Below are 24,202 nucleotides of genomic sequence, written 5' to 3' on the forward strand. Positions count from 1 at the left end.
CACATTAGTAAAAAACTATTGCAATGATTTAGTGTTATGCGTTTCAATAGGCGCATGAATGTTAATACTGATACACGAAGTGATTTGCCTGTTCAACAGCGTAGGCAAATATATACCTACCCTCCGCAGCTTTCGCAGAGTAAAGATATTAGAACTCAAAATGTTGGTAGTGAGATTGCTGTAAAAAATACTGCTGTAACTTCTTGCATAAACGCTGATAGTGCGTTTGAAAATACATTTTCAAAATATGAGGATGTATATGATGCGAAAGATTTTATTACAGATTCATATGAATCTTATGAGGAAGAGGATCTTAAAGAATTTCCTCATAATATAGTAGTTGGTTCTGCTGCTTGCGATGGTATAGGCTTAAGTACTACTCTATCCATGCTCGCAAAATATTTAGCAGATCAAGATTTAAGTGTTGCATTAATTGATGCCGATATGGATAACGGTGGTATAGATGTTTTATTAGGTCTTGAATCTGATGAAGGTAGAAGACTGCAAGAAGTAGAAGCACCATTGGGACGTTGCGATGGCAATGTTTTGAAACATGAAATTCTGCACTGGGATGGTGTGAACGTGTTGGCTTATGCTCCTTGGCATGGAGATGCTCCTAAACCGTGGGTTGTTGAAGCTGCTATACGCGCACTCGCAGATGTTTGTGATGTTGTGATTATAGATATAGGTTCTGGTGCTGCAGCAAGGAAACTACTAGAAAATACTCCTATGCTTTCTTTAGTTCCAACAATTTTTGCTACTGAACTTTCTGTATTGTCATTAGCTAGACTTCGTATGCATTTAAAAAGATTATCCGAAGAAAATGAACTATTCTCTGATGAAGCTAATTTAACTGTTATTGGGTTAGATCCTAGAGGTCTTTCATCTAGAGCAGCAGTACTGAATACCAATGAAGCAGCTGAATATTTAGAAACTTCAGTATCTGGAAGAGTAGTTCATAACTCAAAACTATATGCAGATATTATTGGCGGATATGGCATCAAATGTATACCAAAATCTTCAGAAGAAGCAATGAAACAGTTGTATGAGTGGCTTTTTGGAGATCAGAAAGCAAATACTTCTCGACGTTATCGTCGTCACGCAACAAAATCAAAGGGGAATCATGCTAATAAAAGATTTTGATCGAGCAAAAATTGAAGAACAATCATGCTATGAAAAAAGAGAATGCGATATAGATTTTGGAATATTGCAAAATTTTGCAGAAAACTGTTCAGTAACAGATATGGTTGTTACGGAAGATGGTCGCGTTTGGGTAGATAAAGGTGAAGGTCTTAAAGAAAAAAGTACAAGAGTGCCTTTAAGTAATCCTTCTGTTTTGCGAGAGTATTCAGTTTGGCTGTGTGCGCAATTAGGTAAACGTTTAGACGACGCATGTCCTATTGCAGACGCTTCTAGTGAATCAGGTATACGAATTCATGCAGTTATATCTCCAATTGTGTCTAAAGGGGCTGCACTATCTATACGATTTCCAGCATTGCAACATTACGATTTAGCTACATTAAGTGATATAGGAATGATGCCAAAAGAAATCCTATTAGTGTTGGAAAAACTTGTAAAAATGCGGGCAAATATACTTATTACGGGTAGCACAGGATCTGGAAAAACAACGTTGATGAAAGCGCTACTTTCTGCTGCGAATGCTCAAGATCGTATTGTGTCTGTAGAAGAGGTAAGAGAATTAGGGAATATTGCAGTTCATCATGTGTCATTAAGTGTGCGAGAAGCAAATGTAGAAGGTGCTGGGGCTGTAGGATTGCCGCAGCTAGTGAAAGCAACTTTGCGAATGAGACCAGACAGAATCATACTAGGCGAATGTAGAGGCGAAGAGATAGCAGATTTGCTTAGAGTTTTCACATCTGGTCATCATGGTGGAATGACAACTTTACATGCTGATGAGGTTGATAGAGTACCAGCAAGACTTATGGCATTAGGTTTACTTGCGGGGCTTAAGCCAGAAGCATTGTGTTCTTTAGCTGCAGGAGCTTTTGATGTGGTTATTCACGTCCAACGAGAACTTGACGGTAAACGTTATATACGTGAATTGGGCGTATTGCAATCTATAAACGGCGGTGAAATATTGAAAGGAATTTCAATACTGAGAGTAAATAAGGATTCTAAACATATGAGTATAAAAATTTTTCCGGAATGGAACATTTTTGCAAAAAAATGGGGTTTGTGCAAATCTTCCAACTCAGTTTGCAAAGTATGAAATAGTGTGAGAGAAAATGCGGGGAGAATATGGATATTGAAGAAGCACTTGCTGCTTTAGTTGCAGCGTTAAGATCTGGGGCTTCATTTGAAACGATTATGCAAAGAGAACAAGTTGAAAAGAGTGGAGAGAAAAAAATAGTTATCTTACGAAATAAAAATTTTTCGCAAAATAATTTAAAAACGCGTGTAAAAAAGTGTAATTGTAATTCAGTAAGCATTGTTTCTATTCAAAAGTGGTTAGAAAAACGATGCCTTAGTGAATATAAGAAAATTAACGCTAAAAAACGTTCTGTGATCGAGAAAAATATTCGTGAAGTTTCAGAAAATTTAATGGCTGCATACACTTTGAGCAATACTCTTGGCTGCGCAATTGCAGAGTGCGTAGAAGCAACTATGTCATCTTATCGCGCAAAACGTAGGGCAGAAGATTTGCGTGCAGACGTTGCGGCTATGCCACAAGCAACTATTAAATTACTTTCTGCGCTGCCGGCATTAGCTTTAGTTGCTGGAGAATTCTTAGGTGGTCATCCTGTGAATATGTTGATAACAAATTCTTACGGTTGGGTGCTTCTTGCAATTGGATTATCTTGCTACGGTTTTGGGGTTTTGTGGATAAAAACAATTATTCGTTCTTCTAGGAACGCAATGTTAAAAGCAGTATCGGGGGTGTGATTTGGAATATTTACATCAACTATGGCTTATTTTTCCATTTTTTATGATTTTTGTATGGCAGTGCTGCAATGTTAGTGAAGAAGCGTGTGCTTTAGGTGAGCGCTCGCTGTTGCCATTGCAAAGAATGAGTTTAAAGTATGAAAGAAGATGCAGTAATTCAGAAGATATTGACCCAATTCTAGGACTGCATATGATTATGGTTGCGCTTCGAAGTGGAGTGTCTATTCCACGAGCATTAAACACTGTTGGAGATGCTATGCCTGGAGGAAGAGGTTTGTGGATGGAATCTGTTTCTAAAGCGCTTCTTTCTGGATGCACATGGCGTGAAGCTTGGTCTGCTCCGTACAGTGTTGATTATTCTACTAAAAGCGGAAGCAACTCTTTGATGCTGTCTCACTGGCTTTCTACTTCTTTGGAAGAATCGTGGTGTTGTGGTGCTTCTCCAGTTCCTGTGCTTCGCGCTCTTACAAATAATTATGAGCAAAGTTTGCGTAATGTTGCTAGGCAAGAAACCGCAAGATTATCAGTGCGTTTGCTGCTGCCAGTTGGTTTGTGTTTTCTTCCAGCTTTTCTTTGCATAGGTATTTTGCCAACAATAGTTTCAATGGTTCGTTAATTTTTTAATTAATTTGTTGGGAATATTCTACATTTCCGCATAATGCCGCCGTTTTTGCGGTGTTTATAGCCTGTATCCACAATGCATATTTTTTCTTTGTAAGAGATTGCATTGTTGCAAAAATAGTTTTATCCGAAAATTTCGGATGCCTTAAATTGAAAGGTGGATTAATTATGGTTGGGATTGCACAAGAGTTGTCGTCTCGGTGCATTGTTGTTGGGATGCAATGCAACGAACGACTTATCGCAGCCGAACAGGCTGTAGAAAAGTGGCATGCGAAGCTAATCAAATTAACTCATAAAAGTGACGAAGGTGCAGTAACAGCAGAATATGCTGTTGTACTTATTGCTGCTACTGGTTTTGCTGCGCTTCTAGTCGCTATTTTGAAATCAGATGATATTCGCAAAACGCTTACTGATGTAGTGAAAAAAGCGCTCAAAATTGGCTAATAAATCGTAAGAAAATTGTATTAGTTTTATGAAATGAGCCTATTATGCAAAATCGGTTGTTAGAAAATGTGCAGAAGTATCTGAAATATAATCTTAAGCACAATAATTTAAAAGCTTTTGATGACGGTGCTGTAACTGCAGAATTTTCTGTTGTTCTTCCAGCTGTTGTACTTCTTGCGCTTGTACTATTTGGTGTTGGTAGAGCTGTTGTATGCAGTATGAATTGTCACGATGCTGCAGCTCAAGTGGCATATTATATTGTTACTCATCGCAATACTCGTGATGTTAATAACATTGTTACTAAAGTAGCTGGTCCGGGCGCTTCTGTGCGTGTGACTAAAAACAATAATTTTGCAGATATTGTTGTACGTTGTCAGGTGTTCCCAGATCCTTTGCATATTCTTCCTACTGTTGTTGAAAGTAGAATATCGCAGGTAGTGTCATGAAGCATTCTCTGCAGTGTAACCGTTTTGCTATTTTATTTCGACGCGCATGTAAGAAAGCAGATTGCGGTGCTGGCACAATGCTTGGCATTATGCTAGTGCTAGCAATCTGCGCTATGCTAACGTTTTCGGCAGTTTTAGGATCAGTTTTAATTGCAAAACATCGTGCTCACGCTGTTGCAAGCGTTGCTGCTCTTTCTGGTGCAGCTACTTTGCAACGTGCGGAAGGTGATGCGTGTGATGTTGTCGCAAGTACAGTAAGTGCTAATAATGCGATAATGGAATCCTGCAAAATTATTAATGATGATGTTACCGTGAAAGTTAGTGTTCCTTTAAATCTTCCGTTTGCTAGTAACGTAAGTGTAATAGTGCGTGCAGGTTTAGAAGATTGCGCAAAAGTTCGGTAAATTTTGTAACTTGAAGTTCGTCAGCTTTCAAGGCAAAGGATACTGCTAATCTGGAGTAAGTTATATTGGGGAAATAGTTAGGTGGCGGTAGGTTAGAAATCATGGCACTTGCACTATATCGACGTTATCGTCCGGACACGTTTGATGGGGTTATTGGACAGGATCAAGTTACCGTTCCGTTGTGTAGAGCCTTAGATAAAGGTCGTATTACGCACGCGTATTTGTTCTCTGGGCCGCGCGGATGCGGAAAAACGAGTTCTGCGAGAATATTGGCTCGTTGTATTAATTGTGAACAAGGGCCTACTTCTCATCCTTGCGGAAAATGTCAGAGTTGTAAAGATTTAGCAACTGGTGGTCCTGGTTCTATAGATGTTGTAGAAATAGATGCTGCAAGTCACAACGGTGTTGATGATGCTCGAGAGCTTCGCGAGCGTGCAGGTTTTGCACCTGCGCGAGACCGTTACAAAATTTTTATTCTTGACGAAGCTCATATGGTAACTCCTCAAGGCTTTAACGCTCTTTTAAAAATTGTCGAAGAGCCTCCAGAGCACGTAATGTTTATTTTTGCCACAACTGAGCCAGATAAGGTGATTGGTACTATTCGTTCTCGTACACACCATTATCCGTTTAGGCTTGTTCCTCCAGAAGTAATGTCTCCATATTTGGAAGATATTTGCAAGAAGGAGGGCATTGAGCCTGCTCCTGGAGTGTTGCGTTTAGCGATGCGAGCTGGTGCAGGTTCAATGCGAGACACTCTTTCAGTATTAGATCAATTAATGGTTGGTGCTGAAAATGGTGTTATTGCTTTAGACTCTGCAGTAGCGTTACTAGGATTTACTCCTAGTTCGCTAATAGGAGAAGTTGTTGATGCTCTTATTAACGCTGATGGAGCTGCAGTTTATGACGTTGTAAGAAGAGTTATTGTTGGTGGATTTGATACGCGTAAATTTGTAGAAGATTTACTCGGCCGTCTCCGTGATTTACTGCTTATAGTATCTGCTGGTCAAAAAGCATCAGCTGGTTTCTTTAACGATATGGCGCCTGAAGATTTGGAAGATTTGCGTAAACAAGCAGATAAGTTAACTTTGGTTGATTTATCTCGTATGGCGCAAACTGTGAATAATGCATTTGCTGGTATGGCAAGTGCAGTTTCTCCTAGAATGAATCTTGAAATTTTGATGGCAAGATTATTAGCTGAGCGTGACGAAAAGATTAATGAATCTTCTTCTAAAACAGTTTCATCTAATTCTGCTTCGCATAATTCTTCAGTAAAGCAAACTAATAGTAGTGAAACTCATGAAAAACCTGCTGTAAGTCATTTTATTGGTTCAAAATCTAATTCCGATAATGCAAAAATAGAGCAGGAAGTTTCGCAAACTTCTACTAGTACTGTTAAAAAGCTAAGTGTTGACGAAAAGTGGGATCTAGTAGTAAAAGGACTTCCGGAAGACGTACGTGAATATGTTACGCGCAATAATGTGCCGGAAGTATCTCTTTCTAGCGACCAAAATGGTAGACAAAAATTAGTTTTAACTTTTGATCAGCCTATAAGTCAGCATGCTTTTGCACTCGCTTTGTGCGCAACAAGTCCTTACGAAGGTAAGAAAGTTCCTGTTGTTGTTATGCAAGCAGTAAGAGAAATTTTTGGTGCAGATACAATGATTGCGCCTGCTCCTGTTGCTTCAAACGGGGAAAGAGTTGAATCTGTGTCTCGAATGAGTCAAGAGGCACTTTCAAAAGTTAAACGCGAAGTGCTATTGCGAAAAACCGGTATTTCTACAGGAATAAATCTTAAAGAAAAAGCTAAAACGCAAGAAAAAAACGAAAATCTGGAAGAGAATAACACAACAACTTCTGATTCGGATTTTCTTCACGCTGATGGCTCCGCAGCATCAGTAGTTAATAATCAAACTGCGGAAAGTGCTGCTACTAATGCTCAAATATCGAGTGTAGATGATGATGCTTGGGCAGATATGTCATCTGTGCCGATGGCTGATGTTATGAGCATGCCGTTTAGTGAGCAAAAAGCTTTTAGCTCTAAACAAGAGCAAGAAAGCGTTGTAGCTAAAAACACTGTAGAAAATGCTTCTTCTGCAAATTACTCATCTATTACTCGTAATTTTAATAACGATGCTGCTAACAGTGGAGCGAATGAATCTGAAGTTGACTCATCTAAGCTGCAGGAAACTTCTTCAACTAAAACCATATCTACAGGAGCTGAAGAAGACGAATGTTCTATGGATGACGATTCGCTAGATATTTCAGCGAATGTAAACGTTGACGAACTAAAGCAGATTTTTGAAGTTAAAGCAGTAGAAGAATTTGCTGCAAGTGATCCAAAAAATCCAAAAAATATGGTTTTGGCAGCAAAAAAGAGGCAGGAGGAGTAATTCGTGCATAATGCATCGTCTTATGATGGCGCTATAGGTCGCCTTATTGACGCTTTTTCTAGTCTTCCTGGAATTGGGCCTAAAGGTGCGCAGCGAATCGCTTTTTATATTCTTTCTGCTCCAGATTCTGATGCTCAAATGCTTATAGAAGCAATTAATGATGTAAAAGAGAGCGTAAGATTTTGTGAAATATGCGGTAACGTGTGCGAGCAAAGCCCATGCGTTATTTGCGCAGACCCACGAAGAGACCATACAAAGATTTGTGTAGTAGAAGAGCCTAAAGATATTATGATCGTTGAGCGCACGCACGAGTATAAAGGTGTGTATCATGTGCTTGGTGGTGCTATTAATCCAATGGCAAATATCGGTCCAGGTGATTTAACAGTTACTAAACTTTTAGAAAGACTAAAAGATACGCAAATTAAAGAAATTATTCTCGCTCTTGACCCGAATATAGAAGGTGAAGCTACAGTTACGTATTTAGCTCGTTTACTTGAACCGCTTGGGGTTAATGTTACTCGTTTAGCAAGTGGTCTTCCTGTTGGAGGAGATTTAGAGTATGCGGATGAGATAACACTAGGTAGAGCTTTTGCTGGAAGACAAAGCGTTTAATTTAACGCAAACTGATGAAAGTGTTTTATGCGTATCTGAAACTTTATTAAAATAGAGCATAGTTGGTAATCTAATTTTGATATTGGTTGGTAAGCTTGTAACTCGTTTTGCGCGTTACCCGAGCTTAAGGGGTGAAAATTGGCGCTTATTGTACAAAAATACGGCGGCTCGTCAGTAGAAGATACTGAAGCAATACAGCGCGTAGCTAAGCGGATTCTTGACACTAAAGCTGCAGGTAATGATGTTGCGGTAGTTGTTTCTGCTATGGGAGATACCACAGATGATCTTATAGATCAGGCAATGAGTGTTAATGCTAACCCTCCTGCTCGAGAAATGGATATGCTGATGACTGCTGGCGAGAGAATTTCTATGAGCCTTCTAGCGATGGCAATTCATGCTCAGGGTTCTCACGCCTACTCTTTTACCGGTTCACAAGCTGGTTTTATGACTGATACTCAATTCGGTGCAGCTCATATTCGTGCTGTTAAACCAGATCGCGTACGTAGAGCACTAAACAAGGGTAGTGTCGCTATTGTTGCCGGATTCCAGGGTATTAGCGAAGTTGGAGACGATACTACACTTGGCAGAGGTGGTTCAGATACTTCTGCCGTTGCGCTCGCGGTTGCTTTAGGTGCGGATGTTTGCGAAATATACACTGATGTTGATGGCGTTTTTACTGCAGATCCTCGTATTGTTCCCACAGCTAAAAGAATTCCAGTTATTGATTACGATTCAATGTTAGAGATGTCGTCATGCGGTTCTAGAGTTCTTGCACTTCGTTGTGTAGAGTATGCGCAACGTTTTAACATGCCTCTTCATGTGAGAAGTTCTTTCTCTCATCGCAATGGCACATTAATTGTTCCTAAAGGCACAGATTTAAATAGTTTGCCGAATTTGGGTTGAATCTAAAACAAAGTTAAACGCAAAATAAAACGAAAATACGAAAATTAAAACTAATTAAAACGTACTCAACAAATAAGGGCGGTAAAAATGGTAAGTCAAGATATTCGTTCTACCATGGGTGACTTGTTCCCGGATTTGGGTCCGGAAGCACCTGTTATTTCAGGTGTTGCTCACGATCGTAGCGAATGCATGATTACGGTACGCGGAATTCCTGATATGCCTGGTATGGCTTCTAAAGTGTTTACTGCTCTTGCGAAAGCAGGAATTAACGTCGATATGATTGCGCAAGCTAGCGCGTCTACCGGTACTGCTGATATTTCTTTAACAGCTCCAAGTTCATCTTTGGAAGATATGCGTCGAGTGCTTGAAGAAGCGCATGGTGAGTTGCAATTCACTTCTATGGACGTAGATCCAACTGTAGGAAAAGTTGCGGTTGTTGGAGTTGGTATGAAAACTCAGTCAGGTTTGGCTGCAAAGTTCTTTAAAGCGCTTAGTGAACATAATATTAACGTGTTAATGATCTCCACTTCTGAAATTCGTATTGCTGCTCTTGTGCCAATTGAGCAGCTTGATGACGCTGTTCGCGCTTTGCACACGTCTTATGGATTGGACGCAAGTAAAATAGAAGCCGTAGTTTATGGCGGAAGCGGTCGCTGAAATTAGTCGAATCGCATATTTTGAAAGTTACGTAGAGAGTTTTATAAAGGTGAGATAGAGATGACAATTATCAATGAAATCGGCGTAAATGTAGCAGTTTTGGGAGCTACCGGTCAAGTTGGTATGGTAATGCGTCGCGTACTTGACGAGCGTGATTTTCCTGTTCGTGACTTGCGTTTTATGGCTTCTGCTCATTCCGCTGGCACTATTTTGCAATACCGTGGTAAAGACGTAGTTGTAGAAGACGTGGAAAAAGCTGATTTGCATGGTATTGATATCGCTATTTTTTCTGCCGGTGGTGGTACTTCCAAAGTGTGGGCTCCTCGCTTTGCTGAAGCTGGCGCAATCGTAGTAGATAATTCTTCTCAATGGCGTATGCATAATGACGTGCCGCTGGTAGTTTCTGAAGTAAATCCGGAAGATCTCGATAATATTCCTAGCGGAATAGTTGCTAATCCTAACTGCACAACTATGGCATGCATGCCTGTATTAAAGCCACTTTCTGATGCTTTTGGTCTGAAGCGTTTGATTGTATCATCGTATCAAGCTGTTTCTGGAGCTGGTCGCGCTGGTGCTTTGCAGCTTATGAATGAAGCTCAGGCTGCGCTAGATCAGGGTGCAGATAAGCTAGTTTTTGACGGAAGTGCAATTAATTTCCCTGAACCTACAAAAGTTGTTCGAACTATCGCTTTTAACGTAGTTCCGTTTATTGGCGCAATCGTTGATGACGGTTCAGAAGAAACAGACGAAGAGCAAAAGTTGCGTAACGAAAGTCGTAAGATTTTGCATTTGCCTAATCTTGCAGCTTCTTGCACTTGCGTGCGAGTTGGCGTTTTTACAGGCCACGGTATGAGCGTTAATGCTGAGTTTGAGCGCGATGTAACTCCAGATATGGCTCGAGAAGTATTGCGAGATGCTGCAGGAGTTGAACTTAATGATATTCCAACTCCACAGTTAGCTGCTGGTAAGTCAGCAAGTTACGTTGGTAGAATTCGTCAAGATCAAGCTGTAGAAGGTAGACGCGGATTATCTTTGTTTATTTCGAACGATAATCTGCGTAAGGGAGCAGCTTTGAACGCTGTGCAATTAGCAGAAATAGTAGCTAAAAAGCGACATTTTGTAGATTAATTTCCATACTGTTATGCTCGCGATTGTGTAAATCTTTGCGTAAACTGGAAACATGTCAATAGCATCAGAAGTAGTAAAGCAGCAGTTGAACCGCATTGTAGCTCTCGGATATCCGGATGTTGCGGATATGAGTGAATCGGATTTCAGAATTCTTGCTAATCCTCTGCTTAATGCGCTTGATAGTAGTAATCTTGGCGAGAATATTCTTCTTGTTCCTACTCGTAAACTTGTGTCTCCGGAATCACTTATTGCTAGAACTAGCATAAACCGTATGGCAGGTTTTACTACTATGCCGCCGAGAGATATTCTAAGTTTTCTTCCGCGCGATGATTTTGATTTCCAGAACGAGTCGTTTTATTTGGTAATTGAACCGCATATGGGCACTTCGTATTTGAATCGTGAACCAGATGTTGCTTTGAAACTAATTGATTCAGATGAGCGTTTGCCTCTTACTCTTGAAGAGGGATTGGCAATGGTAACACAGCACACTGATTGTTTAGAAAGCAAGAATGGTTTTAACTTGCTAGGTTCACGTAGTGCAGATGGTAGAGTTCCTAGTATTTGGATGAGCCAGGGTGCTCCTAGATTAGGATCGGTTTGGCCTAATTCTCGTCACACTTGGCTTGGCAATGCTTATTGTATTAAACGTTGCGGTGTATCATCTTTGGCTAATCTTTAATATGCCAACAAAAATATGTTGCACATAACGTGTCTGCTTGATGCGGTGCAATAATAATTCTAGTAATATTGTTTTATAATTATTTGCATAAGTTGGGTACTTGTTCAGTGATAAAGAGAGTGCATCGTGGCATATATAACGTTTGATCATGTGGTAAAAGAATATCCTTCTGGTTCTGGAGTCGTTCGTGCTCTTGATGATGCGAGTTTTACTGCAGAACTTGGTCAGCTTACAGTGATTTTAGGTGCTTCTGGCGCTGGAAAAACCACTGCGTTAAACATTTTGGGTGGCATGGATACGGCCACTAGCGGCAAGGTTATCGTAGGTGATTGTGACGTTACTAAATTAAGCGGACGCAGTTTAGTGCGGTATCGTAGAGAAGACATAGGTTTTGTTTTTCAGTTTTATAATCTTGTTCCAAATCTAACTGCTTTAGAAAATGTTGAGCTTGCTTCACAGATTTGTGCAGATCATTTTGATCCTGCGCAAACGTTAATTGATGTTGGTTTAAAAGATAGGCTTCATAATTTTCCTGCTCAACTTTCTGGTGGAGAGCAGCAGCGTGTGTCTATTGCGCGAGCTCTTGCTAAAAAACCGAAATTGCTGCTTTGTGATGAGCCTACCGGAGCTTTAGATTACGAAACTGGTAAAGCTGTTTTGCAACTTCTGCAAGATATTTGCCGTACAGAAGGAATGACAGTTCTTATTATTACTCACAACGCCGCTATAGCTCCTATGGCTCATAAAGTCGTACGTTTCCGATCAGGTAAGGTTATAAGCGAAACTGTACAGGAACATCCTAAGGCAATTGCAGATATTGAGTGGTGATGTGCTATGAGAGGCGGTAATCGAGTTTATAACAAGCGTACTCACTCTATACTTCCGATTGTATTTATTAGCGCTGTGAGAATGTGGGTTCGTGAGTGGCGAAGATTTTGCATATTAGCAGTTATAGCAATGCTTGGCGTTGCTGTTATGACAGGCATTTATGCTGGCTGCAACGATATGCTGCTTGGCGCGAATGATATGTACAATAATCTCCACTCTTACGATTTGCAAATTGCATCAACTCTTGGTTTAACTAAGGATGATGTTGACGCAATTAAAAAACTTCCGGGCATAAGTGAAGTTAGTGCGGAACGTTCGTGGAAGTCAACTGCACATCCTTTGAATGATGAAAATTCGTCTTATGCGATGAATATGGTTCAGTACAATCATTCAGATAACAAGTTAAATCGTTTGCATTTGTTACATGGTAGAATGCCAGCAAAATCTGGTGAAGCTGTTGTAACGCAACGATTTTTACACGATAGTGGATTGCGTATTGGCAGTACTGTAGTAGTTAGCGTGCAGAGAATTTTTCAAGATGCTAATTCGAAAAATTCTGAGTCTAAAAATTCTGAATCGAAAAACGAAAGTAATTCAAAAAGTGTTGAAGAGAATACTGAGGAAACTTATACTTTGCGAATTACTGGAAGTGTTCTAGACAGTAAAGATTTAAATAATCCTGACGGATACCAGTCTAAAGCTTTTAGAAATTCTGTTACGTCGCGTTATCCGATTTTTACTTCTGCGACCCCGAACAATGTAGAAAATCTTCCGTATACTGCAATATCTGTTCGTTTAAGCGATGCTCAACATGTGAATACTTTTTCACAGAAATACCGAGGGATTGTTGCTGAAGCATCTGAGCAAATTCGCAATAGTGTGCAATTTACTCGCGAAAAAGCTCGTCGTGAGCAAGTTATTAGCGAAAAGATTAATAGTATAGTTAACGGCATTATTGCCGCAAATCCTGCGCTAAATAAAGCACCTGAATCTGTATTAAAGAAAGCTCGTGAACAGATTCGAGAAAGCGTTGAGCCAAAAATTCAAAAAAGTGTTCCTCAAGCGAGATGGTATATTTCTACTCGTATATCAAATGACAGTTACGCTAGTTTGCGTTCCGACGTTTCCTCAATACAGTCACTTGGCTATGCTTTCCCGGCAGTTTTTCTTGTAGTTGCTATGATGATGAGTTTAACTGCTATGGCTCGCATGGTAGAAGAAGAACGAGGATTGATTGGTACTTACTTAAGTTTGGGTTATGGTCGTTCCGCTGCAGTAACAAGGCACGCTTTCTTCGCAATATTCGCTTGTTTTATTGGCGGCGGAATTGGCGATATTTTGGGCTTCTTGGCTATACCATCTTTGCTACTTAAGATTTTGCGCGGATTATACGCTGTTCCTGGTGTAGCTTTACGATACGACTGGCTTTATGGCTCGCTGTGTGTGCTCGCTTTTGTTATACCGGTTGCAATATGCACAATTGTTGTAAGTTGGAGAGAGACAAAACAGGTTCCAGCAGCGTTACTGCGGCCTAAATCTCCAAAAGCTGGAGCCAGAGTATTTTTGGAGAGATTGCCATTTATTTGGAATCGTCTTAGCTTCTTAAATAAAGTTGCGATACGTAATTTGGCTCGCTTTAAGGGTAGACTTTGCATGACTATTGGCGGAGTTGCAGGATGCACTGCGCTTATAGTATGCGCATTAGCATTAAACGATACTGTAGCAACCTTAGGATTACGACAGTATGAGGGAATTTACAAATATGATGCTATTGCAATTGCGGCTCCTGGCTCTTTCCAGAGTTTGAAGGAAAGTGTTGAGAAAGATAAGTCCAATAAGATTGTTGAATCAATGCTTCCGTCTTTTGTAAGTTCTGGAGAAATTTCTAAATATCAGGGAAATCAATCTAATAATGCATCTAAGCAACATAATGTTGAAGATTCTGAAAGCGTACAGATGATCGTCGTCAGAAATACGGATGCCTTATCTAAAATGGTTAGATTGCAAGATATTAATAATAATCTGAAAGAAATTAAATTAGACGACGAAGGCCCTCTTCTTTCACAAAGTGCAGCTACTTCTTTAGATATTTCTCGTGGTAATGAAATTACAATAACAAATACAAGTTTTAAGCGTGCAAGAGTGAAAGTTCGCGCTATAGTACGCAATCTTATTGGATCTAATATGTACATGACTTTGCGCTGCTACGAGCGTTTATTCGGAAGTAGTGGCGGTAAAGTATTGCAACCTAATGCACTTATGCTACGTTTGCGTGGAAACGACAAATTTAAAATCAAGTATGCTAATCAGATTGCAGACAGAGATGGTGTTCTAGCGGTGATGAATATTACTCGCATGAAATGCTCATTTAGCTTTGATTTGATGAATGCTGTTGTGGCTCTTATAGTTACGCTTGCTGCTGGCTTGGCTTTAGCGGTGCTTTTCACTTTAGCTAGTACGAATATTTCTGAGCGCACGCGAGAAATGGCAACTCTTAAAGTGTTAGGTTTCTACCGTAGAGAAGTGCATTTGTATGTTCATAAAGAGATGCTTACTCTCACAGTAATTGGCATACTTCTTGGTTTGCCATTGGGTAGACTTATTGCTGGTTTACTTACTGGTGCTTTGCGTATGCCGTCACTATATTTCGAAGTTGAGGTTGCGCCACTAAGCTACTGTATTGCAGGTTTTGCTACCTTAATATTCGCTTTAATAGTGCAGTTTGCAACGAACCCTGCGCTAGATCGTATTGATCCGGTTAGTTCGCTTAAAAGTGTCGAATAGTGAATATCAAAAGTTAGTATTTATGAGAGTTTAACTGAATAGTTAAGGGTTCCTATAAAATTGAAGGTTCGTGGTCGTTAAGAAACGGAGTTGTAGTTATGAGTAAAACAGTCAATAGCGGCGTAAATGCAGATTCTGAATTTGTGGAATCTACTGAAGCAGCTGGAAGTGACACTTCTCATAGCCAAAATTCTGAAGATAACTTTTGCGAAGATAGTGGCAACCAAGCGAACAAAATGGAGCGTAGCTTAACTAAGCGTCACGTGCAATTTATTGCTATTGGCGGAACTATTGGTACCGGTTTATTCCTTGGATCTGGAAAATCTATTAGCTTAACTGGCCCAAGTATTGTATTCGTTTACATTATTGTCGGTCTTATTATGTTTTTGCTTATGCGTGGCATAGGTGAACTCATGTATAGAGATCCAAACCAGCACACGTTTATAAGTTTTATTACGCGTTATCTTGGTAGAGGTTGGGGTAATTTTGCTGGCTGGTCCTACTGGATTGTACTAGTTCTTATAGGAATGAGTGAGATTACAGCCGTAAGTACTTACTGTGTTACATTTTTCCAAACTTTTAATATTGACGTAAGTCATTGGAAATGGCTTATAGAAGTTGTTTTCTTGGCTGCGCTTGTAGCGATAAATTTGGTTGCTGTTAAGCTTTTTGGAGAAACAGAATTCTGGTTCTCAATGATTAAAATTACGCTTATAGTTGCGCTTATTGTTACTGCTGCGGTTATGGTTGTTATTGGATATAACTATCCTGCAACTGTTATGCATGATGGTTCTTTGAGCCCAGCTGGGCATGCCGGCTTTGATAATATTTTCAACAGTTTCTCTTTGATGCCAAATGGTTGGCTTGCGTTTTTGATGAGTTTCCAAATGGTTTTCTACGCTTATCAGCTTATTGAGTTTGTAGGTGTTACTGTTTCTGAAACGAAAAATCCTCGCCAAGTTTTGCCAAAAGCTGTAAACGAGATTATTATGCGAATTTTAATATTCTACGTTGGTGCTCTTGTGGCAATTATGCTAATTGTTCCATGGCAGCAGTTTAAGGCTACGAACGCTGAAGGCTCATTCATGTCGCCATTTATTATGGTCTTCCAGTATGCCGGATTGCATTGGGCATCTGCGCTTGTTTTCTTCGTTGTGATTACGGCTGCATCTTCTGCGCTTAACTCTCTTCTTTACTCTGCTGGAAGACATATGTATCAGATTGCTCTTGAGTCTCCGTCTCCTTTGTTGGGTAAGTTGCGTAAGGTTTCTCATGCTAAAGTACCTGCTCGCGCAATCTTATTCTCTTCTTCTCTGATACTTTTATCTCCAATTATTAATTCAATTCCTGGAGTGCATGGAGCGTTTATAGTTTTTGCTTCTGCATCTTCTGCTGTAATTATTATGATTTACATACTTATTATGGTTACGCATTTAAAGTATCGTAAATCTGCTGATTTTATGCCTGATGGTTTTGTAATGCCTCATTACAAGCTTCTTAATTCCATCACAATTGCTTTCTTTGCGTTTGTGTATATGACTTTGTTTATTAGTGACGATACGCGTGCTTCTGCAATAGGTGGTTTAATATGGCTTGTGCTTTTTGGAGGATACTGCGCATTGCATGAGCATTGGCAGAATCGTGATTTAGCAGCAGCTTTAGGTAAATAGCAAATTTGAGTATTTTTAAATTTTGCTTTTAAACAAACTTTTGCAACTTCGTCTCACTACATACTTGCAATTTCTGTTATGCTTTTTGTGTGCGAATTATTGTTGCAGATTGTAGTGCTGAATATACAGGTAGATTAAATGCCACGCTTCCACTAGCTAAGCGTGTTCTTCTTATTAAAGCTGATGGCAGTGTTCTGATTTTTTCGGAACTTGGAGCGTATAAGCCGCTTAATTGGATGGTTGCTCCTTGCACTATGCGCATACTTCAAAAAGAAAATGGAGAAGAATCTGCTTCCAGCGAGCTTGCTGATGGTTGCGTTCTTCGTGTTGCTGCAGAAAAAAGTGATGATTTACTAAAAATTTCTTTAGAACACGTATACAGTGACAGTACTTATGACTTGGGTGAGGATCCGGGTCTAATTAAGGATGGCGTTGAAGATCATTTGCAGCGATATTTGGCTGAACAGATTGAGCGTATTGGAGATGGCGCAAAGCTTATTCGTCGTGAGTATCCGACTGCTATCGGCCCGGTAGATATTATGGCTCAGGATGCTGAAGGCGTACATGTTGCGATCGAGATTAAGCGTCATGGTGGTATTGACGGTGTCGAGCAGCTCACTAGATACTGCGAGTTATTGAATAGGGATCCACTTTTGAAGCCTGTTCGTGGCATTTTTGCTGCACAAACAATTAGCCCGCAAGCGCGAGTTTTGGCGGAAGATCGTGGTTTTACTTGCCTGATTCTTGACTATGATGATATGCGCGGTGTTGAATCCAACGACATTCTTTTGTTCTAAATCTTCGTGATTTTTCACCGTTTCGCAATTAGTACATGCTTACTTTGTATTAGAACGCTTCTGTTTTATATTTTTTAGATGCATAATCAAAAACCCCTCCATAAGGAGGGGTCTGCCATTCGCGAATTGCTAGTTAAAGTATTTTGCAAATACTTTGAAATTTGTGAATCTCACGAAGCGTAAAGAATATCAATTACGAAATAAAGAGTTGAATTTGCAGGAATTATTACGTTTCCTTGCGCATCCTTCTTGTCTTCCTTACCGTAACCATCTTCTGGTGGAATTGCCAAAAGAACTTGTGATCCCACTTTCTTTCCGGCTAAACCTTTAATCCATCCTGGAATTACTTGTCCGTCGAGCGAGAAGTCCGCAGGCATTCCGCGTGTCCATGACGAATCAAACTGATGTAGCTTGCCGTCCTTATCTGTAGTCCATCCAGTGTAATGAACGGTGACTGTGCTTTTCGCGCTCACTTCTTTGCCAGTTCCTTCAATCAAAGTTTGAGAAACAAGCTTTCCATCTGGAACGTAGTTGTTCTTATCTAAGGATGGGGCTCCAGATTTATCGAGAGTTACCTTCGGCAAATTTGCAGGAATGTCAGTTACAGCTTTACCAGTTGCTCTAGTTATTGCCTTTTCGACAGAAAGAAGAGTTAAAGCAACAACATACGGATCTTCTTTACCTTTTGCTGGAATTCCAAGTGCAATAGTAGTTCCAACAGGTTTTTTATTTATAACCGTGTAAGTCTGTTTATTCATATTTTTCTTATTTATGACTAGACTGCAATCGGGCTTATTTTTATCCCAAGTATTCGTAACCTCTTTGCCGGTTTTAGCATTATAGATAATGCCGTGAGAGCATACTCTTTCACCGTCTTTTACTTCTCTACCGTTTCCTCGCTGCAAAATTGCGTAAGAGTTATCAGGAACTTTTAGAGGAGCTTTGAAAGTAATCTTTGGTTTTTTAAATAAATCACCAGATGCGTTTATGCCTTCGATCAATTTCATTCCGGCTTTTTCTGCAGCACCGTCTCTCATAGAGTTGCTGTCATTGCCACAAGATGCAAGTCCTGCGCATAATGCTATTGCGCTTAAAACTGCTAATAATCGTGCTGTAAATTTTGTTTTTTGCATACGCTTACATTACCGCTTGATACTGATTTTATAGAAAAATATCATTGGTATGAAAAGATTGTAGAATAGTAAATGTTATGACCAAAAATGTGACTTATAGTATAAGTAAAAATGATAGTACTCAGCATGAGGAGAGAATTTGCATGCAGCAATCATCTAAACGTTCTCGACGTATGCGCTATATTATAGCCTCAATATTTGGAATATTGGCAGTGCTGAGTGTGACGTTGGGTGTAATGAATGCAACTGTTTGGAAACCAGAACAGGTCATTATAGCTCACGCTCGTGTGAGTGGGGCACAGTATATAGTAACCGACCCCGGTGTTATGAATCTTGTAGATAGTCGTGTTCGTATTTCTGCTGCAGTAGAAAAATCTCGCAAGCCTGTTTGCATAGCAGTCGGTTTAACAAAAGATATTAAAGGTTGGACTTCTGGGTCTTCTGTTCAGCATATTACTGGACTTAAAGATTGGAAAACTCTTTCGGTAAAACTTGTTAAATCTCAAGAAAAAATGAAAATAGATAAGCCGGAAGATCCAGACGTACCGTTTAAACAATCCGATATGTGGTCGGAAGCAAACTGTCAGCTTGGATTAGCGAAACTTTCTGCGGACGTGTCTGATTTTGTGCAATCTAGTAATGCTGCCTCTTATGATCATGCTGTTTCTATGGGAAATGTGGACAAAACTGGTAAAAACAAGAATGTTCATAATGATGATAAAGGCGCAAACAATCAAGCTTCAGAAGCTGCTCGTTCACAAAAATTAAATCATGCAATAATTATTGATCTTGGTTCTAATAATCGTGTAGCGCACATTGAAATGCGCTGGAGACGACACAGCATACCTGATTTTGTAACGCCATGGTATTTGACTGCAGCATTATTTGCAGTACTTATGGTTCTAGCAGCTACAGTATTTGCAATGTCGCCGCATCGCAGAAGAAATCAGCGTATTGTTGCAAAACGTAACGGTTCTTTGCGCGTAACTTCTGAGCGTCGTGAAGAAGTTAGTTTCTCAGAAGCCTTTGCTGGAACTATGGTTGGTTTATTCGGAAAATCCAATCACCACAAGGGTTCTGCTGGGGCTCATGCGCGTCACGGAACTAAACGCCATGTGTATTCACAATCTGATATCAATAACGCAAATACTGTTTCTATTTCAGTACGTACAAATGAGAATTCAGATAGCAATTCTGGTAATAATTCCGAGCATAGTTCGTCTAATTCTCTTGAAGATACTACAGTAATTTCTCCTGACGAACTTAAAGCATACTTTGCAAGATTAGCTAAAGAAGATGGAGTTAGTTTAACTGTCGACAGTACTACCGAAAAGTCTGATTCTTATAAAGATTCCAGCTTTGATAGTAAGAAGAATAATGACGAAAATGATATGCGCTCTAACGACTTTAAGAATAAGAAAACTCGCAAAACTAGCGCGCATGCTGTTCGTAAAAGTTTCGACAATAAACACAAAACTCAGGTAAATAGCGAAAATCAGCAAAATTCGTATGATTCTTCTAAAAACGTGACTGAAAAGGGCGAAGAGAAGAAAAATCATAATTCCAGTGGGAAAAATAACGAAGGCCGCAATACTCGCGAGTTTTCAAAACGTAGACTGAACGATGGCAATAATCGCAATTCAGGTAGCTCAAAGCGTGGCGAAAATAATACTAAAAATGGCAATGGGAATGCTAGTGAAACTGCTAACGGAACTACTCATGGAAGAAATCGTCGCAATTCAGGGAAAACTTACGCTAAAAGCGATGCGCGCGAACGCTCAAATGGTCAAAAATCTGATTCGAACGAATATGGCTACTATCGAAAAGGCACTCATCGTCAGGATAAATCCTATAGGCGCAACGAAAATTCAAAGAAAAATAGTGCCATTAATTCTATGAATAATCACTCAAAAAATAATTACGATAACCAAAGCAAAAGTAATCAAAATGAAAATACGCGTTATGGTCAGAGTAAACAAGATGCTTCTGCTGATGTACAACGCGATAAACGCAAGAAAACAGTGCGAAACAGCAACACAAACGGACAGAGGAAGGCGTGAAAATATGCGGAGTAAAGTGCGTGGAATGTTTCGTAAAACATTGTCCTGCTTGTCTATTTGTTTGGTTTCTACTATGACTTTGAGCTTAACTGCATGTAATGGTCAAGTACCAAAACCGTCTGAGACTCACGCTTCTAAAGAAATTCCAGACGTAACGCTTTTTAAAGAAAAAGATATTCGTCTTGGAATATTGCGAAATTTGGAGAAAGCTAGCGAAACTCGCAATATTTCTGATTTAAATCGTTATTTGAGCGGCCCAGCTTTAGATATTAGGGCTAGTGAATTAACTGTTGCTGCCGCTACAGGCAATCTAGATCCTAAAACTACAATTCCTAAAGCGGTAGCGCAGTCGATTGTGCCTGTTAATTCAGACTGGCCGCGCGATGTAATAACTATTACTACAACAACAAAAGATCAGCAATCTAGGCGTTTGCTTGTTATAAGGCAGCAGAGAGCTAAGACTAATTACAAATTGTGGGCTGTAGCTAGACTTTTCCCAGGAGTTCATCTTCCAAAGTTTGCTGTGCCATCTATAGGTTCAGTAATGGGCAAGGTTGACGATAAGGGCTTGATTATGACCCCTAAAGATGCTGTTAGTGCATATGCTGATGTTCTACAGCATGGGAATAATAGCAAGTTTGCAAAAAACTTTGATAAAGATTATTTGCGTTCGAAACTTGAAGAACTTAGCAAAGCTGTTCAAGAAGGATTAGAGCGAAACAATGGTTCGCAAGAGCAAATTTTTACACCTTCTGAAAATCAAATAAGTTCTATGAGAGCTAGTGATGGAAGTGAACTTGTGGTCGCGCGCATTGATTCCGTGTGGACTCGTGTTGCTGGAAGTGGACGTCAATCTCGTCCTGCTTCTGATGAAGAAAAAGCTCTTTTTGGAGACTCTCAGGCAAAAGGAACTATAAAAGTTACTTATGCGAATGTTATTGCGCTAGTAATTCCTCCTGCAGGATCAAATATGAAAATTATGCCTGTTGGTGCAGAACGGCAGCCAATTAAAGTTGAAGCGCTGTGATTAATAAATAATTTGTGTTTTTTAACGTAATTAGTAAGCATTAACAAGTGAGGTAATAATGGTAAATGAAAATCGACAAACTATGAATCCAGGAGGGTTTTCTCTTGCTGGAGCAGTCGATTTAGAAGGTGTAAAACGTCGTGTAGAAGCACAGGCTAAGCAGTCAGCAAAGTTAGCTTCTGGCGAAAATGTTCCTCGCGCGCCTAAAGCTGGTGGTTACGTTATTGATGTTAATGATCAATCGTTCCAAGCCATGGTTCAGACTTCAGTTAGTTTCCCTATAGTGTTACTCGTATGGCAGTCGAATGATGAAACTTCGTTTGATGTTGCTACAAAATTAGCCGAAGCTGTTAATTCACTTGATGGGCGTATGCAGCTTGCGCGTATAGATGCAGATTCTAGTCCTTCAATAGCTCAAGCCTTGCGTGCTGAGCAATTTCCTGCAATTTATGGTCTTATTGGTGGTAGGCCTATGCCTATATCGCAAGGTTTGCCAAGTGATGATGAACTGAATCAGATTTGCACTGCGATTTTGCCTCAACTAGTGCAGGTTGCTGAGCGATCTGGAGTTGCTGGGACTGCGCCTTTTGTAGAAAAAAATGACGATTCTGATTCTAATTCGAGTACTTCTGACGATATTGAGAATAAATCTGAAGAAATTCCTCCTGCTCACGAACGCGCTCATTCGCTTGCTTTGCAAGGAGATTATGCTGGAGCTGCTGCTGAGTATGCGAAAATTGTTGAGGAAGATCCTCATGATGTTCTTGCTGTGCGTGAGCATGCGAAAGCATTACTTCTTGCTCGCAATTCCGATACGGATGTAGCTGCTGTTCGTAAAGCTGCTGGAGATGACCCGAATAGTGTTGAAGCGCAGCTTGCTGTGGCTGATGTAGATATGATTGACGGTCATATAGATGATGCGTTCAGTCGTTTGCTTGATTTCCTGGCTGCAGGACATCGTGCTGATGCGGAAACGGTTCGTTCTCGCATGCTTGAGTATTTTGCTATGCTGCCTGCAGGAGATGAGCGTTTAGCTCGCGCTCGACGTCGCCTGTCTGTGCTTCTTTACTGAGTTGTGCTTTTACTGAGTTTGTGAGAAGGACGGTTAGTTTATAACACTATATTCCAAAAGATAATGAAAAAAGCCAAGAACCACAACAATCGTGAGAATTTTGTGTGATTCTTGGCTTTTTAGTAGCGGGGCATGGATTTGAACCATGGACCTCTGGGTTATGAGCCCAGCGAGCTACCGAGCTGCTCCACCCCGCGTCGGCTACTTTTAGCAGCTCTATCTACAATAGGTATAAATTATAATTTGTCAACTTCGGCGTGTCTTTTATCTCTATGGGTATCTGATAACGTCCTCTTTTTAAAGTTGCCGTGCGTGTGAATATAATAATCACATGCCTATTAAGATTCCTGAAGGTCTCCCAGCTCGAGACATACTTGATGATGAGCGTATTTTTGCACTTGAACGTCCAGAAGCAGAACAGCAGAGAGTTAGGCCACTCAGGATTCTGATTTTGAATCTTATGCCAAAAAAAATCGAGACAGAAACGCAACTTTTGCGTCTTATATCAAAATCGCCTTTGCAGGTTGATGTCGATTTTATGAAAACTTCTACGCATACGTCTACTCATGTTAGTGCTGATCATTTAGTGAAGTTTTACGAAAATCTTGATGCGTTGAAAAACAATTATTATGACGGTTTTGTTGTTACTGGTGCTCCAGTTGAACATATGAAATTTGAGGATGTTGATTACTGGCAGGAATTTACGCAGATTCTTGATTGGGCTTCTACTCATGTTTTTTCAACAATGTATTTGTGTTGGGGAGCGATGGGTGCTCTTTATTATCGATACGGCGTAAAAAAGCATGTATTAAGTGAGAAAATTTTTGGAGTATTTCCGCAATATCTGCAAGACGAGTATTGTTTTCTCACTAACGGTTTTGATGAGATAGCGTTACAGCCGCATTCTCGTGTTGCAAGTGTTGATATTGACGATATTGCTGCAAATAGTCAGCTTCAGGTGCTTACTTGTGGTCCTGAGTCTGGTCCTGGATTAGTTGCTACTCGTGATTTTTCTGAAGTTTTTGCTTTAGGACATTGGGAGTATGGGAAGATGACACTTGCTCAGGAATATGAGCGAGATATGGCGAAAGGATTAAGTAATGTTCCTTTCCCTAAAAACTATTTTCCTCATGATGACGCAAGTTTGGAACCGCTTTTTGCATGGCGTGCGCATGCGAATTTGCTGTGGCGTAACTGGCTTAACTGGGTATACGAAACTACGCCTTACAATTTAGTTGATATTCCTCAGTTGCGTTCTACTGGAAAGTTGGGTACAGATAGATCTATACGTCACGAGCCAGCTTCTCCGCGTTCCGATGACTTCCGCCCGTTTGTGAATGGTGGATATGGGGTACAGGATTAAAGGTGCAGGATTAAAAATTGGAGTGCTTGGGGCTGCGATATCGCTTTGCGAGTGTCGAACTTTTTTCAGTATTTTATTTCTTTTTTACAGAAAAAGGTGAGTTGTCCACTAAATTTTATGAAATTTATGACATTTTTTAGAAAAATTAACAGTTTTAGTGAGTTAAGTTTGTAATAAGATATGTCAGCCACAAATTATGTACATACACAGAGTAGAATCAGCTTTTAGATGTATTTTTCGTTTCGTGCCCCGCGCTTTGCGAAATAGATAGTCTAGTTGA

22 protein-coding genes and 1 tRNA gene are annotated in these 24,202 nt (G+C 40.0%); 21 read left to right on the forward strand and 2 right to left on the reverse strand.

Annotated elements, in window-relative coordinates; genetic code table 11:
* Nucleotides 1–36 precede the first annotated feature (36 nt).
* The 17 genes from ACNEUN_RS00655 to nucS all read left to right on the forward strand — a co-directional run bounded on the left by ACNEUN_RS00655 (nt 37) and on the right by nucS (nt 17,267).
* On the forward strand, nt 37–1,143 hold the full coding sequence (locus tag ACNEUN_RS00655) for a hypothetical protein (protein ID WP_463630171.1): 1,107 nt from the start codon (nt 37–39) through the stop codon (nt 1,141–1,143).
* 100 nt (nt 1,144–1,243) lie between these two features.
* Entirely contained in the window at nt 1,244–2,230 is a 987-nt protein-coding gene (locus ACNEUN_RS00660; RefSeq protein WP_463630397.1) for a CpaF family protein, read from the forward strand.
* Nucleotides 2,231–2,259: 29 nt separating this feature from the next.
* Nucleotides 2,260–2,904, forward strand: coding sequence for a pilus assembly protein TadB (locus tag ACNEUN_RS00665; RefSeq protein WP_463630173.1), 645 nt, complete (start codon nt 2,260–2,262; stop codon nt 2,902–2,904).
* 43 nt (nt 2,905–2,947) lie between these two features.
* Nucleotides 2,948–3,520 (forward strand): type II secretion system F family protein, encoded by a 573-nt coding sequence (locus ACNEUN_RS00670; RefSeq protein WP_463630174.1) that lies wholly within the window; start codon nt 2,948–2,950, stop codon nt 3,518–3,520.
* 173 nt (nt 3,521–3,693) lie between these two features.
* Nucleotides 3,694–3,969: a DUF4244 domain-containing protein gene (locus ACNEUN_RS00675; RefSeq protein ID WP_427875917.1), complete on the forward strand. Its 276-nt coding sequence runs from the start codon at nt 3,694–3,696 to the stop codon at nt 3,967–3,969.
* 44 nt (nt 3,970–4,013) lie between these two features.
* On the forward strand, nt 4,014–4,415 hold the full coding sequence (locus tag ACNEUN_RS00680; protein ID WP_427875916.1) for a TadE/TadG family type IV pilus assembly protein: 402 nt from the start codon (nt 4,014–4,016) through the stop codon (nt 4,413–4,415).
* The gene (locus ACNEUN_RS00685) at nt 4,412–4,819 is read left to right on the forward strand and encodes an Rv3654c family TadE-like protein (protein ID WP_463630176.1); all 408 of its coding nucleotides are present in this window, start codon (nt 4,412–4,414) and stop codon (nt 4,817–4,819) included. Before ACNEUN_RS00680 ends, ACNEUN_RS00685 begins: the two co-directional genes overlap by 4 nt.
* Before the next feature lie 101 nt (nt 4,820–4,920).
* Nucleotides 4,921–7,209 (forward strand): DNA polymerase III subunit gamma/tau, encoded by a 2,289-nt coding sequence (dnaX, locus tag ACNEUN_RS00690; protein ID WP_463630178.1) that lies wholly within the window; start codon nt 4,921–4,923, stop codon nt 7,207–7,209.
* A 3-nt stretch (nt 7,210–7,212) separates the two neighbouring features.
* Nucleotides 7,213–7,821 carry a recombination mediator RecR gene (recR, locus tag ACNEUN_RS00695; protein ID WP_427875913.1) on the forward strand — a complete coding sequence of 203 codons (609 nt, stop codon included), beginning with the start codon at nt 7,213–7,215 and terminating at the stop codon, nt 7,819–7,821.
* A 138-nt stretch (nt 7,822–7,959) separates the two neighbouring features.
* Nucleotides 7,960–8,724, forward strand: a complete 765-nt coding sequence (locus ACNEUN_RS00700) for an aspartate kinase (RefSeq protein WP_463630180.1) — start codon at nt 7,960–7,962, stop codon at nt 8,722–8,724.
* 87 nt (nt 8,725–8,811) lie between these two features.
* Nucleotides 8,812–9,381, forward strand: a complete 570-nt coding sequence (locus ACNEUN_RS00705; RefSeq protein ID WP_427875911.1) for an ACT domain-containing protein — start codon at nt 8,812–8,814, stop codon at nt 9,379–9,381.
* Nucleotides 9,382–9,441: 60 nt separating this feature from the next.
* Nucleotides 9,442–10,509, forward strand: coding sequence for an aspartate-semialdehyde dehydrogenase (locus tag ACNEUN_RS00710; RefSeq protein ID WP_463630181.1), 1,068 nt, complete (start codon nt 9,442–9,444; stop codon nt 10,507–10,509).
* Between the two features lie 52 nt (nt 10,510–10,561).
* Nucleotides 10,562–11,188, forward strand: a complete 627-nt coding sequence (locus ACNEUN_RS00715; protein ID WP_427875909.1) for a DUF5701 family protein — start codon at nt 10,562–10,564, stop codon at nt 11,186–11,188.
* A 126-nt stretch (nt 11,189–11,314) separates the two neighbouring features.
* Nucleotides 11,315–12,016, forward strand: coding sequence for an ABC transporter ATP-binding protein (locus ACNEUN_RS00720; RefSeq protein WP_463630183.1), 702 nt, complete (start codon nt 11,315–11,317; stop codon nt 12,014–12,016).
* A 6-nt stretch (nt 12,017–12,022) separates the two neighbouring features.
* On the forward strand, nt 12,023–14,800 hold the full coding sequence (locus ACNEUN_RS00725) for an ABC transporter permease (RefSeq protein WP_463630184.1): 2,778 nt from the start codon (nt 12,023–12,025) through the stop codon (nt 14,798–14,800).
* Nucleotides 14,801–15,036: 236 nt separating this feature from the next.
* Nucleotides 15,037–16,470 (forward strand): amino acid permease, encoded by a 1,434-nt coding sequence (locus ACNEUN_RS00730; protein ID WP_427877630.1) that lies wholly within the window; start codon nt 15,037–15,039, stop codon nt 16,468–16,470.
* A gap of 89 nt (nt 16,471–16,559) precedes the next feature.
* Complete coding sequence (nucS, locus tag ACNEUN_RS00735) at nt 16,560–17,267, forward strand: endonuclease NucS (RefSeq protein ID WP_427875906.1); 708 nt, start codon at nt 16,560–16,562, stop codon at nt 17,265–17,267.
* Nucleotides 17,268–17,437: 170 nt separating this feature from the next.
* Here nucS and ACNEUN_RS00740 read toward each other — a convergent pair whose 3' ends face one another.
* Nucleotides 17,438–18,400, reverse strand: coding sequence for an FKBP-type peptidyl-prolyl cis-trans isomerase (locus ACNEUN_RS00740; RefSeq protein WP_463630186.1), 963 nt, complete (start codon nt 18,398–18,400; stop codon nt 17,438–17,440).
* 173 nt (nt 18,401–18,573) lie between these two features.
* Between ACNEUN_RS00740 and ACNEUN_RS00745 the strand changes: the two genes are divergently transcribed.
* The 3 genes from ACNEUN_RS00745 to ACNEUN_RS00755 are packed head-to-tail and all read left to right on the forward strand — an operon-like array spanning nt 18,574 to nt 22,559.
* Nucleotides 18,574–20,460, forward strand: coding sequence for a hypothetical protein (locus tag ACNEUN_RS00745; protein WP_463630399.1), 1,887 nt, complete (start codon nt 18,574–18,576; stop codon nt 20,458–20,460).
* A 25-nt stretch (nt 20,461–20,485) separates the two neighbouring features.
* On the forward strand, nt 20,486–21,487 hold the full coding sequence (locus ACNEUN_RS00750; protein ID WP_463630401.1) for a hypothetical protein: 1,002 nt from the start codon (nt 20,486–20,488) through the stop codon (nt 21,485–21,487).
* Between the two features lie 58 nt (nt 21,488–21,545).
* Nucleotides 21,546–22,559, forward strand: coding sequence for a co-chaperone YbbN (locus ACNEUN_RS00755; protein WP_427875903.1), 1,014 nt, complete (start codon nt 21,546–21,548; stop codon nt 22,557–22,559).
* Between the two features lie 123 nt (nt 22,560–22,682).
* On the opposite strand, the gene ACNEUN_RS00760 is transcribed toward ACNEUN_RS00755, so the two are convergent.
* Nucleotides 22,683–22,756 (reverse strand) — tRNA-Met (locus tag ACNEUN_RS00760).
* Nucleotides 22,757–22,890: 134 nt separating this feature from the next.
* On the opposite strand from ACNEUN_RS00760, the gene ACNEUN_RS00765 reads away from it, so the two are divergent.
* Nucleotides 22,891–23,922 (forward strand): homoserine O-succinyltransferase, encoded by a 1,032-nt coding sequence (locus ACNEUN_RS00765; RefSeq protein WP_463630188.1) that lies wholly within the window; start codon nt 22,891–22,893, stop codon nt 23,920–23,922.
* The last annotated feature ends 280 nt before the right edge of the window (nt 23,923–24,202 follow it).

Source organism: Gardnerella sp. C0684A1 (genome assembly GCF_055326835.1).

Coding starts and splice junctions, on each gene's coding strand:
- ACNEUN_RS00655 (WP_463630171.1), top strand. CDS start 37: ATGCGTTTCAATAGGCGCATGAATGTTAATACTGATACACGAAGTGAT.
- ACNEUN_RS00660 (WP_463630397.1), top strand. CDS start 1,244: ATGGTTGTTACGGAAGATGGTCGCGTTTGGGTAGATAAAGGTGAAGGT.
- ACNEUN_RS00665 (WP_463630173.1), top strand. CDS start 2,260: ATGGATATTGAAGAAGCACTTGCTGCTTTAGTTGCAGCGTTAAGATCT.
- ACNEUN_RS00670 (WP_463630174.1), top strand. CDS start 2,948: ATGATTTTTGTATGGCAGTGCTGCAATGTTAGTGAAGAAGCGTGTGCT.
- ACNEUN_RS00675 (WP_427875917.1), top strand. CDS start 3,694: ATGGTTGGGATTGCACAAGAGTTGTCGTCTCGGTGCATTGTTGTTGGG.
- ACNEUN_RS00680 (WP_427875916.1), top strand. CDS start 4,014: ATGCAAAATCGGTTGTTAGAAAATGTGCAGAAGTATCTGAAATATAAT.
- ACNEUN_RS00685 (WP_463630176.1), top strand. CDS start 4,412: ATGAAGCATTCTCTGCAGTGTAACCGTTTTGCTATTTTATTTCGACGC.
- dnaX (WP_463630178.1), top strand. CDS start 4,921: ATGGCACTTGCACTATATCGACGTTATCGTCCGGACACGTTTGATGGG.
- ACNEUN_RS00705 (WP_427875911.1), top strand. CDS start 8,812: ATGGTAAGTCAAGATATTCGTTCTACCATGGGTGACTTGTTCCCGGAT.
- ACNEUN_RS00710 (WP_463630181.1), top strand. CDS start 9,442: ATGACAATTATCAATGAAATCGGCGTAAATGTAGCAGTTTTGGGAGCT.
- ACNEUN_RS00715 (WP_427875909.1), top strand. CDS start 10,562: ATGTCAATAGCATCAGAAGTAGTAAAGCAGCAGTTGAACCGCATTGTA.
- ACNEUN_RS00725 (WP_463630184.1), top strand. CDS start 12,023: ATGAGAGGCGGTAATCGAGTTTATAACAAGCGTACTCACTCTATACTT.
- ACNEUN_RS00730 (WP_427877630.1), top strand. CDS start 15,037: ATGGAGCGTAGCTTAACTAAGCGTCACGTGCAATTTATTGCTATTGGC.
- ACNEUN_RS00740 (WP_463630186.1), bottom strand. CDS start 18,400: ATGCAAAAAACAAAATTTACAGCACGATTATTAGCAGTTTTAAGCGCA.
- ACNEUN_RS00745 (WP_463630399.1), top strand. CDS start 18,574: ATGCGCTATATTATAGCCTCAATATTTGGAATATTGGCAGTGCTGAGT.
- ACNEUN_RS00750 (WP_463630401.1), top strand. CDS start 20,486: ATGTTTCGTAAAACATTGTCCTGCTTGTCTATTTGTTTGGTTTCTACT.
- ACNEUN_RS00755 (WP_427875903.1), top strand. CDS start 21,546: ATGGTAAATGAAAATCGACAAACTATGAATCCAGGAGGGTTTTCTCTT.
- ACNEUN_RS00765 (WP_463630188.1), top strand. CDS start 22,891: ATGCCTATTAAGATTCCTGAAGGTCTCCCAGCTCGAGACATACTTGAT.